This is a genomic window from Sulfitobacter delicatus, from assembly GCF_900102535.1.
Classification (GTDB): domain Bacteria; phylum Pseudomonadota; class Alphaproteobacteria; order Rhodobacterales; family Rhodobacteraceae; genus Sulfitobacter; species Sulfitobacter delicatus.
This window is the reverse complement of sequence record NZ_FNBP01000007.1, coordinates 55,064-69,128: the sequence shown is the minus strand read 5'-3', so window position 1 is coordinate 69,128 and position 14,065 is coordinate 55,064. Positions and strand designations below refer to the sequence as shown.

Sequence of the window (14,065 nt, the reverse complement as noted above, 5' to 3'; positions counted from 1 at the left end):
ACAGATCGAAAGGACCGACCCATGACATTCCGCACCGTTCTGACGACCTGCAGCGCACTCGCAGTTCTGGGCATCTCCGCCGGTTTCATCCACGCACAAAACTACGAGGCCGCGCCGGGGATCTCGACGATGGAGCAACGCTTGCAGGACGACGTGCTGCGGTTCAACGCGACGGTAAATACCGAGGTCGACGACGATGTGCTGGAGCTCGGGCGACTTGTGGCCATGGGCGGATCGGAAGCGGGCGATAGCGGCATGGCCTGCATCACCTGTCATGGCGGGGATGGCGCGGGCGACGGATCAGGCGCTTTCCCACGGCTTGCAGGTCAGGCGGGGTGGTACACTTATAAGCAGCTCAAAGACTACGCTTCGGGTGACCGGCAGAACCGCGTTATGTCAGGCATAGCCAAGAAACTGACCGAAGAAGAGATGGAGGCCGTGGCCGCCTATTACGCCACGATCTCGGCCCCCTATACCCCGCCTTTGGGCGATGTGGATGGCATGACCCTCCAATGGGGCGGACAGCTTGGCGCTGTCGGTTCGGCTGAGCGCGGTGTGCCTGCCTGTGTGAATTGTCACGGTCCGAGCGGCCTCGGTAACCCGCCTTCGGTCCCCTATCTCGCCGGGCAATATGCCAGCTACATGGCGCATCAATTGCAGATGTGGAAAGAGGGCAAACGCGACAACGACGTGAACAACGTCATGTCCGCCATCGCCAAAAAGATGACCTCAAAAGACATCGAAGCCGTAAGCGCCTATTACAACCGCGTCCGGCCCACGCAGCCGCTGCCGCCCGAAACCTCACCGCTGTTGGAGCCTTCCACGGCGCCGACGCAGTGAGCTGACGGGATGCGGCTCTTCACCGTCATATCGGTTGTCTTGCTCACCACCCTCGCGATGGTCTGGTCGGCCCTACCACCGCAAAGCAGCCTCGCCGCCGCCGTGGCCGATCCGATGCGAGAGGCGTCGCGGCTGGTTTCGGATTGGTATCGGATCAACATTCGCCAAGGGCTGGTCGAAAAGACACCGGACTACGATGCCGCCTCGCGCCGGTTTCTCGATGCAGACCCGCAACGCGGGGTGGCGTTGATCAGAGAGCACGGCTGTGGTGCCTGTCACCGCGTGCCCGGCCTCCGCGACGCGCAAGGGACTGTTGGCCCCGATCTGCATGATTTTGCCCAGCAATCCTATGTTGCGGGCGTGCTGCCCAATCGCCCTGGCGATCTGACCCGCTGGCTGATGAACCCGCCCGCGCATAGCCCTGCCACCGCCATGCCGAACCTCGGCCTGAAACGTGACGAAGCGCGTGACATCGCCGCCTATCTCTTGGGATCGGAGGCGCGGGAATGAGCGAGACCGCACAGTCCACGCTCGGCGAATACGGCGCGCAATCTGCCCTCGCGCCCGAGGGGGTCGGCGCCACCGCGATCAACGGGCTGACCATCGGCATGACCGTGGCTTTCGGCTTAATCTTCGTCTTGCTGCTGCTCTTCGTCTGGGCGGTCGTCTCGGGCCGCCTCGCCCCGCGCCACTGGTGGATTTGGGCGGGCGGCATCGCGCTGCCGCTGGTCTCGGTCCTGATCCTGATGGGCTTTTCCACCGTCATCCTGCAACGTATCACGTCGAAAGACCCCGAAGCGCTGGTCATCGAAGTGACCGGCAAACAGTTCTGGTGGGACGTGGTCTATGACCCCGAAGGCTGGGCCATGCGCGGCGCAAATGAGATCGTCATCCCTAAGGGCCGCGCTGTCACCTTTCGTCTCAAATCCAGCGACGTGATCCACTCCTTCTGGGTGCCCAAGCTCACCGGCAAGATGGACATGATCCCGGGCCGGGTGAACAGCCTGCCCGTCATGGCAACCGAAACGGGGCGCTTTCGCGGCCAATGCGCCGAGTTCTGCGGGCTGTCGCACCCGAAAATGGCCTTTGAGGTCGTCGTTATGGAGCCCGAAGATTTCGACGCCTGGATGCAGCGCAGCAGCGGCGAGGCCCGTGACGCAGCGACGACAGAACTCACCCGCGGCCGCGATGTCTTTGTCGAAGCGGGTTGCCCCGCCTGTCATACCATCCGCGGCGTGGCCGAAGGCGGTGACCTTGGGCCCGACCTTACCCGTGTGGGTGGACGGGGCAGCCTTGGCGCCGGGATGTACCGCATGAACCAAGGCACGCTGGCGGGTTGGATAGCGGACCCGACCGCAATGAAACCGGGCGCCAAAATGCCTTCTTACAACCATTTGCCGGGGCCGGACCTGCGCGCGCTCTCGGCCTATCTGGCGAGCCTTAAATGACTGATCGTACCGCATATGTCGTGGATCTGCCCGAGGATCAGACCTATTCCGGCAGCGCCAAGGGCGCGCCGGACAAAGGGTTCGAGCGGATCTGGGACGCCCCGCCGGGCATCCGCTATCTGTCCTCGGTCAGCCACCGGGTGGTGGGCAAGCGCTTCCTCGTTACCGGCTTCATCTTCTTCCTGATTGCCGGGTTCCTCGCCCTGCTGGTGCGCACGCAGTTGATCGTGCCAGACAATACCTTCCTCGATTCCGAGACCTACAATCAGGTCTTCACCATGCATGGCACGATCATGATGTTCCTCTTTGCGATCCCCATGCTGGAAGGGTTTGCGGTGCATCTTATTCCGCTCATGGTCGGCGCGCGCGATCTGGTGTTTCCGCGGCTCGGGGCCTTTGGTTACTACTGCTACCTCTTCGGTGGCATCATCGTGCTGTCGTCTTTCGTCTTTGACGCCGCCCCCGCCGGGGGCTGGTTCATGTATGTGCCGCTTTCGACCAGCGCCTATACGCAGGACCTCTCGGCGGATTTCTGGCTCATCGGCATTACCTTTGCCGAGATCGCCTCCGTCACCGCAGCGGTCGAGATCATCGCCGCGATCCTCTGCACCCGCGCACCGGGGATGAGCCTGACCAAGATGCCGATCTTCATGTGGTATCTGCTGGTCACGGCTTTCATGATCGCCGTGGGTTTCCCGCCGCTGATCATTGGCTCGATACTTTTGGAGGCGGAGCGCCTGCTCGGCCTGCCCTTCTTTGACATCGCCTTGGGCGGCGACCCCTTGCTTTGGCAGCACCTGTTCTGGCTCTTCGGACATCCGGAGGTCTATATCATCTTCCTCCCCGCCGCCGGGATGGTGGCGACGATGCTGCCGACCTTCGTGGGCAAGCCGCTCTTTGGCTATGGCTTCGCCGTGGCCGCGGTGGTGACAATGGGCTTCCTCAGCTTCGGTCTCTGGGCGCACCATATGTTTGCCACGGGCCTGCCGGTGATGTCGCTGACGTTGTTTTCCGCTGCATCGACCATGGTGGCGATCCCGACGGGGGTGCAGATCTTCTGCTTCCTCGCCACTCTAGCGCAGGGCAAGCCACGCATGGATGTGCCGATGCTCTTTATCTTCGGCTTTCTGTTCATCTTTGTGCTGGGCGGGCTGACCGGTGTGATGGTCGCCGCCGTGCCGTTTAACTTGCAGGCGCATGACAGCTACTTTGTCGTGGCACATCTGCACTATGTGCTGATCGGTGGCTTCGTTTTCCCGATGTTTGGCGCGCTTTATTACTGGATGCCGCAGTTCACCGGGCGGATGATGTCCGAGGCCATTGGCCGCTGGGTGTTCTGGCTGATGTTCATCGGGTTCAACGTGACCTTCTTCATGATGCATCTGACCGGTTTGCGCGGGATGCCACGGCGGATCGCCAGTTACCCCGAGGGGCTGGGCTGGGACCGGCTGAACATGCTGTCGTCAATCGGCTCCTATATCCTCGCGGCTGGGGTGGTGCTCTTTGTCTTTGACTTCTTCTGGCACCAGCGCAACGGGCTGCGGGCGCGGCGCAACCCTTGGGGCGCGGGGACGCTGGAGTGGCTTTACCCACCGATCCCGCCGGGCTTCAATTTCCACGCCATTCCCGAGGTCCGTTCGCGCGAGCCGCTGTGGGACCAGCCTGAACTGTTGGACCGCCCCGCCCGTGAGGTTGAGGGCGCGCTGCGGCCCACCATAGACCATCGCCGCGAGACGATGGGCAACGATCCGATCACCGGCGCGCCGATGCAGATCGTGCGACTGCCGCATCCCACATGGGTGCCACTGATCTCGGCCTTTGGCTTGGCGCTCGGCTTCGGGGCCACCTTGGCCTCAGCCTACTGGCTGGTGGCGGTGGGCTTTGCGATTGCGCTGATGGGCATTACCGCATGGGTATGGGAGCCGTCAGACAGCGGCGTGCTGCGTGACAGCGGGTTGCGGGGGCTGCGCCTGCCGGTCAATGTCGTCGACACGCGCAGCCATTTGCATATCGCGGTTGTGGGGACGATGTTGATCTCCTCCGCGCTCTTCGCCTCACTGCTCTTTGCCGGGCTCTATCTTTGGAACACACAACCGCATTGGGCCGAGACGACACCCCCAGCAGAACCGCTTATGGCCGGGCTGGCGCTGGTCGCGTCGCTGGCGGTTCTATTGCTCGGCTGGGCCAGCAAACGGGCGGCATTTGGAGCGAAGGTGACGCCGGTGATCGCGGTCGATCTTGGTCTTGCGGTCAGCGCTGCCGCGCTCGGCACATTGCTCTTTTTCTCGATCCGCGCAGTTGACCCCTATGGCTCGGCTTATGCCGCCGTGGGCTGGTCTCTTTTTGCTTTCGTCGCCGGCTATCTCGCGGTGATGATCTACTGGTCGCTGATCAACGCGCTGCGCAAAGCGGTGGGCGCGGTGAAGCCGGGGCAGATGCTGCCGAACCTGTTGATCGGGACATTTGCCCGCGTGGTGGCGATCATGGGCGGTGCGACGGCAGCGGCCTATCTGCTGGCGGGGAGTGCGCTATGAAAGGCCTGACCCTAGGTATCGCTAAACCAGTTCTGCTCTGGGCGCTTCACTTCGCGACAATGTATGCGCTCATCTCTGCCGCTTGCGCGCCGCGAGCCCTGCTCTCGCCGGAACATCTGGTTCTCACCGCGGTGGCAATCACCGTGGTATTTGTGGTCCTGCAAATCATCTGGATGTGGAGCGCACATAGCAAGGGGCGGCGACCGGGGTTAACGCCCGACGCGTTTGCGCTGGCGCGGGCGGCTTGGTGGTCCGGTTTGATTTCCCTGATCGCGACGATCGCCAACCTCACTCCCGTTCTGATCCTCCCCGGCTGTCACGGATAGAAAGGAACCCTTATGGAACCCGATGCCTATACCCCTTTCTGCGGCACCCCGCCTCTACCCGGGGACTTGCTGACCCGCTGGACGCTAGACCCGCTGTTGCTCGCCGGTTTGCTGCTCTTTACCGCAGCACTGTGGGTGACTGCCGAGCGGCGCGGTCAGGCGATGAGCGGCGCGGCGCTGGTTGCGTTTCTATTCATCTCACCCCTCTGTGCCGCATCGATGGCGCTGTTCTCAGCGCGGGTCGGGCAGCATATCCTGCTGACACTGGTCGCAGCGCCGCTGATCGCAGCAGCTTTGCCGCGGCTGCGCCTGCCGGTCTGGCCTGTGGCCCTGCTCTTCGCCGCGCTGTTTTGGGTATGGCATAGCCCAACGCCCTATGCGGCTACGCTGCAGTCCGATGTAACTTATTGGGCGATGCACCTGTCGCTGACCGGAACAGCAATCGCCCTCTTTGCCAGTTTCCGTTCTGCTGGAGCACAGGCCGCAGTGCCTTCCGTCTTCACCGCCGCGCAGTTGACCGCCTTTGCAGTGACGCTGACGCTCGCCCCTACCGCTTGGCATGACTGGCACGCAATGACCGCCCTGCCCTACGGCCTATCCGCGCTGGCCGACCAACAGCTTGCCGGGGCGTTGATGTGGGTCGCAGGCGGCGGGCTCTTCATGGTGTTGGTGGCGCTGCAAGTGCGGCTGTTCCTGCGGCAAGAAGCGCTGCCGCGGGGGGCGGCTTGAGCCGGCGGTCCTTTGACAAAGGGTGAAAAAGCGAACAGCGCAACGTGGTTTTGACACGCTGCGCTGTTTGATCTTATGCGGGGAAACTGCGCAAGCTTACTGGGTATCAGGGGGTGTCTGCTGGTAATACAGTGCGACGGCCTTGATCTCTTCAGGCGTCAGCGACTTGGCGATCTGCTCCATTACACCCAAGGGTCCGTTTGCCCGATCACCCTCGCGCCAGGCCACCAGTTGATCCGCGATATACTGCGCCGACTGGCCCTTGAGCCGAGGGATCGCCGCACCGCTGGTATCGCCGCCGCCATGACACTGGCTACAAGCTGTAACCCTGTCGCTGCCTGACGCCGCCAACGCGCCGCCCCGCTGTACCAGATCGGTCGGCGCCTCGTGGTCGAACTTTGATAGCTTCGGCGCGACTGAGGCATAGTAGTCCGCCACGGCCATGCGCTCCTTGTCGGTCAGTTGTGTCGCAATTGGCACCATAATGGGCGAGAACCGCGCGCCGGACATGAAAGCCTCTAGCTGTTCAACAAGGTAGTCTGCGGGCTGCCCCGCAAGACCGGGCATATCGCCCAAACCGGCGCCAGCATCATCAAGCCCGTGACAGGCCATACATTTCATCCCCACACCACCATGCAGGGCACCACCTGACGCCACGGTGCGGCCAAGTGCGGTATCAGGGGTGAGCTCTTCGCCCCCTTCCACGCCGTCAAACAGAGGGGGCGGCGTTTCAGCCTGCGCAGCAAGCGCGGCGGTTAGGGCGAGTGGTAGAAAATAATGGAGTTTCATAATCATCCCTCATCCAGATCCGCAAATTCTTCGCGCATGCGGCTTACATCCTCGGCAGTCACCTCTCCGGCGTAGTCATTGCCCATGTTCGTCTGAATATAGGTCACCACTGCGGCCACCTGTTCGTCGTCCAGCCAGTCCGCAAAGGACGGCATCGCGCCGTTGCCCTCCAGGATCAGATTGACCGGATAGCGGGGATGGCCCAGACGCGGATTGGCTGCGAGCGCGGGATATTTCCCGGCACCAAAAGCGCCTTCCCCTTCGGGACCGTGACAGCCGGAACAAGCTCGGCGGTACAACTCGGCGCCGTCGCTGTCGGTGAACTTTTCTAACGTAGAACCGAGGTCACGGCGGCCCACATCGACCGGCGATTCTTCTTCCTGCGCAAAGCCCGGGGCGGCCAGGCCGAGCAGTAAAGGCACTATCAAATAACGCATCGCTTAGCCCTCTTTAACCGCGCGGTCATGCACTTGGCGCACCGCATCCAATGCCGACAAGAGCGAGCCTTCCTGCCAACCGGGAAGGTAGCTGATATGCTCCCCCGCGCAGACCAGACGATTGTCCATCGTTGCCGCGATCTCATAGTCGCGGCCCCGGTCATCCCAGTCGGAGTAGCAGCCCAGCATCCATGGAACCCGGTGCCAGCTTAGCACCACACCATTGCTGAACTCATCCCGGTACTGCGGGTGAATTTTGGCGCCCTGCTCTAGCACGGTCTCCAACCGCTCCTTCGGGGACATGGAATTGAAGGCATAGGCCTGCGGGCCATAGACATAGGCGCCCAGCAGCACGCCCGGCCCATCCGAGTGCATCTCGGCGGAAGGGTAGCTGATTTCAGCAATCGGCAGGTCGGTCAGTGTAATGCCGCCATAGATCTGCTCGTCACGCTCCCAGAAGCGGCGCTTCATCTCCAGCCCCGCCTTGACCGCCTCGTGATAATGCAGCGCGCGCATGACCCGACGCATATCGGCAGAAACATCGACTTCGAGCTGGCTGAGGATGGTAAAGGGGATCGTGCAGACGCAGTAATCCGCCGTCTCCACCCCGCCGCTGCCTTCGCCATCGGCACCAGAGTATTCCACTTCGACGCCATTTTCGGTCTGTTTGATCCGGTCAACCTTGGCGTTGTAGGTGATCAGATCTTCCACCTCGCGGGCAAAAGCATGGGCAATTTCCTCCATGCCCCCGACCGGCTGGAACATCGGCGCATGGTGGCGATAGGTCGTATGGTTGCGCATCTTTTCCCAGAAACGGGATTTCAGCAGGTCCGTTAGCTCAATCGGCTCGGACGGTTCAGGCGCCGCGTTATAAAGCCCGCCACCCGGCGCCCCTGCATCGGGATAGCCGCGGTATTCAGCGGTATCGAGGCTGGCCTCATAGGCGTAATCCTTATTGAGAACGCCAAAGGATTTCAGCGACTCGAGCAGGATTTCGGTGTCTTCCTTACTTAACGGGCTGTCGAGCCGCCCCTTATCCACAGACTTCGCGAGCAGTTCGGTGATCTGCCCCACATAATCCGCCCAAGCATGGCCATAGCGGATCGGCTTACCGTCAAATGCTGTTTGGGAATGGAGATAGGCATTCTGGTTCTCTTGAACGAAAACTTCCAAGGGCACGTTCAGACGGTGGCAGTAGTCAAGCAATGCCAGATGGTGATGTGGAATACGCCAAGGGCCAATGTTGATATACTGACCCTTTGAGAACTCTACCTTTTGTTTATAGCCCCCAAGTTCCTCAAACTCATCGCCGCCTTTCAATGTCCAGCACCGTCCGCCAGCGCGTTTTTGGTACTCTAGAATGCTGACCTCGTAACCCGCGCTCCGCAGTTCCAGTGCGGCGCACATCCCCGCAAGCCCTGCCCCCAGAACCACAACCTTCCGCCCTTCTGGTGCGCCCGAGAGGTCTATGGGACCTTTGTAGGGGCTTTGTCGGGCATGACCTAAGGAGGACATCGCATGCAGCATGGTAGAAGAGCCTGCTGCCAATCCGATCATTTTAAGAAGATCGCGCCGCGAGGGAGGCTGGGCGTTGGAGGGGTGGGACATGAGTGACCGCTCCTATGTTAGGATAAATTTTCAGAACAATTGGTGTGTCAACGTTTCCGCTGCGTAATGGTTCCAGCAAGCGCAGGCCAAGGGGCTACTGCACTGGGCAAGATGCATGCCAGCAGGAGCGGACGGTCGTGGATGGAGGTTGAAATTGCGCCTGAATCGCAGTGATGACCGCTTTTTGCGCTTTGCGCCGCGAAAGCAGGGCAAACCGCTGCAAAGCTCGAACGTGAAGAGATGAGAATCCCGGTCTAAAACCCTTCGGCTCGCGTCACGCTGCATTTCGGCGCGGAAACTGCACGGCCGCTGTCCGTAAGCTGAGTTCGATCGCCTTGCGAAAGCCTATCCGAGCGCAGCCGAACGCGAAAATTCGACGGCGCCCGTATCTCCTCTCACCCCGTCAGGCGACAAAACAAGCCCGCCGCGAGCTTGGCGCGTTCGGTGAGGCTATCGACATAGATATGCTCTTGCAGCGTATGCAGCCCCTTGCCGCGCACGCCGATACTGTCGAGCGTGGGCAGCCCCAGAAAGCCGGTAAAATTCCCGTCCGAGCCGCCCCCGGCGGAGCTGCCGGAAATCTCGATACCGATCTCGCTGCCGATCTCTTGGGCCAGTTTCAGCATCGCCATCGTGCCCGGCTGGTCAGGTTCCCAAACCGGACGGGTGACCCCGCGGCGGATCTCCATGATGACATCGCCTTTGTCCGAGTTCAGCGCCATCATCTTTGCTACGCCCGCATCAAGTTGCTCTTGGGTCTTGGCCATGGTGAGCACCTCGGCATCGCAGACGGACGACACACAGTTGACCCACTGCCCCGCGTGAAAAACGCCGAGTGAAAAGGTGCAATCCTCGGTGGTCATGCCTTCGATCACACCCACAGATTTCGCCATTTCCGCAATGGCCGAGCGGCCTTCGGACAAAGCCCAGCCCGCATGACTGGGGCGGCCTCGGGTCTGGAGGTTAAAGCGCGCAATGGCATAGCGTCCGATCACGGCACCGCCGTCGGGGCGTGCGGGTTCGGGGACGAGGATGTATTTGTGGCGTTTGGCCTCGGCCTCGACCAATGCACGGGTGGCGGGGGTGCCGATTTCCTCATCCGGGGTGAAGAGCACCGTCACCGGCAGCGGCGTCTCAACCCCGGCAGCCAGCAATTTGCGCAGCGCGTCGAGGTAGACGTAGTTGCCGCCTTTCATGTCCATCAGGCCGGGGCCGTAGCAGATATTGCCTTCGCGCTTGTAGGGAAGTTTCGCGAGCGTGCCCACTGGATGCACCGTGTCCATATGGCCAAGCAGCAGGATGCCCCCTTCCCCCTGACGCGGATGCGGCAGGGTCGCCCGCAGACTGTCGCCAAGGCCCATGGGGCTGGGGATACGCTCAATCCGCGCGCCGAGCACCGCGAGGTCGTGCTGCACGACATCCATCATGCGGTTCACGGCGGCACCGTCAAAAGTGGGGCTTTCGGTCTCGATCCAAGGGCGCAGCCCGGCGAGCATTTCATCGGTATCAAAGGGTAAATTAAGAGGGTTTGTCATAAACAAGTTCCTTGCGCCCGCGCGGCCAATGCCGAACGCGGGGCTGTTTAATAGGGCCACAAAAGCGGCGGTTTAGCTGCCGACTTTGGGCAAGCGGGTTTCCACGATACGGGCGTAGATCGACGCGCCGATGGGCAGGATGCCGTCATCCAGCACAAAGCCCGGATTGTGCAGCGGCACGCTGCCTGCGTGACCCACCCGGCAATAGGCGCCGGGGACGACCTTCAGCATGTCGGCGAAGTCTTCGGAGCCGCTGGCCTGTTCGGTCGACTCCCGCGCATTCTCGGCCCCCACCACGCTGGCGGCAGCCTCGACATAGGCAGTCGTCAACTCGGGGTCGTTCATCAGCACGTCAAAGACATTGCGGATGTCGACCTCGATCTCGATCCCGTAGGCGCTGGCCATCCCGGCGCAAAGTTCGCGCATCCGGGCCTCGGCCATCTCAATGACATCTTGATGAAAATAGCGGATCGTGCCCGCAATGGTCGCGGCATCCGGCACGACGTTATAGGCTGAGCCTGCGTTGAATTTGGTGACCGAGAGCACAATCGGCTTGGTCGGTGGCGTGTTGCGGCTGACCACGGATTGCATCTGCTGCACCAGCGCGGTGCCGATGACGATCGGATCACGCGACTGATGTGGCATGGCGGCGTGGCTGCCAACGCCCTTGACGGTGATGTCAAAGAAAGCCGCCCCTGCCATCGCCGGGCCGGGGGTGACATTGACCTTGCCCGGCTCAGAATTTGGATCGTTGTGCATGCCGTAGATTTCATCACAGGGGAATTTCTCGAACAGCCCTTCTTCGAGCATCCGCCGCGCACCGCCCAAGCCTTCTTCGGCGGGTTGGAAGATCAGCACCACGGTGCCGTCAAAATCACGTGTTTCCGCCAAATAACGCGCCGCACCGAGGAGCATGGTCGTGTGGCCATCGTGCCCGCAGGCATGCATCCGACCGGGGTTGGTCGAGGCATAGGGCACGCCGGAATCCTCGACAATCGGCAGCGCGTCCATATCGGCCCGCAGACCCACGCGACGGTTACCGCCCCCTGTCCCTTTGATGATACCAACAACCCCTGTGCCGCCCAGCCCTTCGTGGACTTCGTCCACGCCGTAAGCCCGCAGTTTCTCGGCGACGATCCCGGCGGTGCGGACCTCTTCGAAACCCAGTTCGGGGTGGGCGTGAATGTCTTGGCGAATGGCGGTTAGATCGGCGGCAAAGGCTTCGATTTTAGGAAGGACGGTCATGCGGTGGCTCCTGTCGTCATGGTGGCGCTGTCAAGCACGCGGTAATTGGCAAAATCCCAGTGGCGGCCCGGTGCCGCCTCGATCAGATTGCGGGTATAGTCGTGGCGCGGGTTGGCCAGCACCTCTCCGGCGGGGCCGTATTCGACGACCTCGCCGCGTTGCATCACCAGCACCTCGTCGCAGATTTGCGCCGCGACGCGCAGGTCATGGGTGATAAAGAGCATGGCCACCCCAAAGCGCTCTTGAATGTCATCCAGCAGATCAAGCACCTGCGCCTGAACGCTCACATCAAGCGCCGAGACGGCCTCATCCGCGACCAGCAGATCGGGCTTCATCGCCACCGCCCGCGCAATCGCAATGCGCTGGCGTTGCCCGCCCGAGAACTGGTGCGGATAGCGGTCGAGCGCGTCACGCGGCAGGTCCACCAGTTCCATTAACTCGGCGGCATGGCGCATCGCCTCGGCACGGGGCACGCCAAAGTTGATCGGCCCTTCGCAGAGGCTGCGCGCCACGGTCCAGCGCGGGTTGAGCGAACGGTAAGGGTCTTGGAACACGATTTGCAGATGTTTGCGATGGTCACGCAATTGGCGGCGCGACAGCTGCGCAATCTCGGTCCCCGCGACATTCACGCTGCCCGCTGTCGGGTCGATCAACCGCATGATGGCCCGCGCCACGGTGGATTTGCCCGAACCGGATTCGCCCACGATGCCCAGCGTCCGCCCCGGCTGAATGGTAAAGCTCACATCCTGCGCGGCCCTGACCCCTTCGCTGCGCCGGAAAAACCCGCCGCCGCCATAGGTCATGTCCAGCCCTGCGACGCGCACCACTTCGCTTTGCGATGCCGCCGCCCGCGCCGGACGCGGGGTGAGGTTTGGCACCGCGGTCAGCAGGGTGCGGGTGTATTCTTTTTGCGGGTTGGTGAGCAGTTCGGCAATGGGGGCGCGTTCGACGATCTGCCCCTGCTGCATCACCGTGACGGTATCCGCAATCTCGGCCACCACGCCCATGTCATGGGTGATGAAGAGCACCGCGGTGCCATGCCGCTCCTGCATCTCGGCGATCAGCTTGAGGATTTGCAATTGCGTCGTCACATCGAGCGCCGTTGTCGGCTCATCCGCGATCAGCAGATCGGGATCGAGGATCAGCGCCATGGCAATCATGATCCGCTGGCGCTGCCCGCCCGAAAGCTGGTGTGGAAAGGCCGAGAAGATGCGGTTCACATCCGGCAGATGCACCTGATCCATCATGTCGAGCGTGCGCTTTTTGGCCTCGGACGGGCTGAGATCACTGTGCATGTTGAGCACTTCCATGATCTGCTCACCCACCCGCAGCACGGGGTTGAGCGCAGTCATCGGCTCTTGGAAGATCATCGCGATCCGCCGGGCGCGCAGCTGGCGCATCTGGGAATGGCTGGCGCTGGTGATCTCGAAATCGTCCAGCGTGATGCTGCCGCCCTGCACCTCCAGCGCGGATTTCGGCAGCAGTCCCATGGCCGCCAGCGAGGTCACGGACTTGCCTGAGCCGGATTCACCCACCAAGCAATGCGTCTCTCCCGCTCGGATGGTCAGGTCGATCCCGTCGATCACCGGTTTGGCATTCGGTCGCCCGGTGAGGCCAATGCGCAGGTTTCTGACGTTCAGCACCTCACGGGCGTCTGAGAAGTCCTTGTTCTTGAACTGCATCTCTCAGCCCTCCCGTTTCTTCATGCGCGGATCAAGCAGATCGCGTGCGGTGTCACCCAGTAGGTTGATCGACAGGATGCAGAGCGACAGGAGCAGCCCCGGCCAGAAGATCAGCCCCGGTTTGATCTGAAAATAGGTCCGCCCTTCGGCCATGATGTTGCCCCATGTAGGGATCTCGGTGCTCACACCCGCGCCCAGAAAGCTCAGGATCGCTTCGATCAGGATGGCAGAGGCGCAGATATAGGTGCCCTGCACGATCAGCGGGGCCATGGTGTTGGGCATCAGGTGCTGGATCAGGATCTTGGGCATGGAGGAGCCGAGCGCAATCGCCGCCTCGACATAGGGCTCTTCACGCGCCGAGAGCACGACCGAACGCACCAGCCTGACCACGCGCGGCACCTCGGGCACCGTGATGGCGATGATGACCGAGCCGAGCGAGGGCCCGTTCAGCGCCACCAAGGCAATCGCCAGCAGGATCGCGGGGATCGCCATGAGGCTGTCCATGATCCGCATGATGATGCTGTCGGCCATGCGGAAGAACCCCGCAACAAGGCCGATGGCCAGCCCGACGGCGACGCTGACGAGCGCCGCCCCGACGCCAATGAGCAGCGACACGCGCCCGCCCACCATCACGCGGGAAAATGTGTCACGCCCGTAAGGGTCGGTCCCGAGGAGAAACTCATCAGACGGGGGCTTGAGCCGCGCCGCTGAGTTCATCGCCAGCGGATCATAGGGCACGTAAAGTGGAGCCAGAATGGAGGCCAACACGATGGTCACAAGGGTCAGCGCCGCGAGCATCGGGCCGATGCCGACCCTTGCGCCTGCGGGCAGCGACAGCAGACCGGTCAACACCTGAAAAGCGCTGTGGCGGGATTGGGGTTGCTCGATCATG

Annotated in this window: 13 protein-coding genes; 6 read left to right on the top strand and 7 right to left on the bottom strand. The window is 62.1% G+C overall.

Going from position 1 to position 14,065, the window contains the following annotated elements; all coding sequences use genetic code 11:
* Positions 1–21: 21 nt before the first annotated feature.
* Genes BLS57_RS12720 through BLS57_RS12695 form a run of 6 tightly spaced genes read left to right on the top strand, consistent with a single transcriptional unit; the run spans position 22 to position 5,877 of the window.
* Complete coding sequence (locus BLS57_RS12720; RefSeq protein ID WP_093742893.1) at positions 22–840, top strand: c-type cytochrome; 819 nt, start codon at positions 22–24, stop codon at positions 838–840.
* 9 nt (positions 841–849) lie between these two features.
* A complete protein-coding gene (locus BLS57_RS12715) occupies positions 850–1,350 on the top strand; it encodes a c-type cytochrome (RefSeq protein ID WP_208597568.1) in 501 nt (166 codons plus the stop codon).
* Entirely contained in the window at positions 1,347–2,288 is a 942-nt protein-coding gene (gene coxB / locus BLS57_RS12710) for a cytochrome c oxidase subunit II (protein ID WP_093742891.1), read from the top strand. The genes BLS57_RS12715 and coxB overlap by 4 nt, the downstream gene beginning before the upstream one ends.
* Complete coding sequence (gene ctaD / locus BLS57_RS12705) at positions 2,285–4,822, top strand: cytochrome c oxidase subunit I (protein ID WP_093742889.1); 2,538 nt, start codon at positions 2,285–2,287, stop codon at positions 4,820–4,822. The genes coxB and ctaD overlap by 4 nt, the downstream gene beginning before the upstream one ends.
* Positions 4,819–5,148 carry a hypothetical protein gene (locus BLS57_RS12700; protein WP_093742887.1) on the top strand — a complete coding sequence of 110 codons (330 nt, stop codon included), beginning with the start codon at positions 4,819–4,821 and terminating at the stop codon, positions 5,146–5,148. Before ctaD ends, BLS57_RS12700 begins: the two co-directional genes overlap by 4 nt.
* A 12-nt stretch (positions 5,149–5,160) precedes the next feature.
* On the top strand, positions 5,161–5,877 hold the full coding sequence (locus tag BLS57_RS12695) for a cytochrome c oxidase assembly protein (RefSeq protein WP_093742885.1): 717 nt from the start codon (positions 5,161–5,163) through the stop codon (positions 5,875–5,877).
* A gap of 96 nt (positions 5,878–5,973) precedes the next feature.
* Here the strand turns inward: BLS57_RS12695 and BLS57_RS12690 are convergent, their stop codons facing one another.
* The 7 genes from BLS57_RS12690 to BLS57_RS12660 form a co-directional block, all read right to left on the bottom strand.
* Positions 5,974–6,666 carry a c-type cytochrome gene (locus tag BLS57_RS12690; protein ID WP_167356430.1) on the bottom strand — a complete coding sequence of 231 codons (693 nt, stop codon included), beginning with the start codon at positions 6,664–6,666 and terminating at the stop codon, positions 5,974–5,976.
* A gap of 2 nt (positions 6,667–6,668) precedes the next feature.
* A complete protein-coding gene (locus BLS57_RS12685; protein WP_093742881.1) occupies positions 6,669–7,103 on the bottom strand; it encodes a c-type cytochrome in 435 nt (144 codons plus the stop codon).
* Positions 7,104–7,106: 3 nt separating this feature from the next.
* Positions 7,107–8,711, bottom strand: coding sequence for a flavin monoamine oxidase family protein (locus tag BLS57_RS12680; protein WP_244153685.1), 1,605 nt, complete (start codon positions 8,709–8,711; stop codon positions 7,107–7,109).
* 395 nt (positions 8,712–9,106) lie between these two features.
* Entirely contained in the window at positions 9,107–10,246 is a 1,140-nt protein-coding gene (locus BLS57_RS12675) for a M20/M25/M40 family metallo-hydrolase (protein ID WP_093742878.1), read from the bottom strand.
* A 72-nt stretch (positions 10,247–10,318) separates the two neighbouring features.
* A complete protein-coding gene (locus BLS57_RS12670; protein WP_093742875.1) occupies positions 10,319–11,491 on the bottom strand; it encodes a M20 aminoacylase family protein in 1,173 nt (390 codons plus the stop codon).
* Entirely contained in the window at positions 11,488–13,173 is a 1,686-nt protein-coding gene (locus tag BLS57_RS12665; RefSeq protein WP_093742873.1) for an ABC transporter ATP-binding protein, read from the bottom strand. The genes BLS57_RS12670 and BLS57_RS12665 overlap by 4 nt, the downstream gene beginning before the upstream one ends.
* 3 nt (positions 13,174–13,176) lie before the next feature.
* Positions 13,177–14,064, bottom strand: a complete 888-nt coding sequence (locus BLS57_RS12660; protein ID WP_093742871.1) for an ABC transporter permease — start codon at positions 14,062–14,064, stop codon at positions 13,177–13,179.
* Position 14,065: the final 1 nt, after the last annotated feature.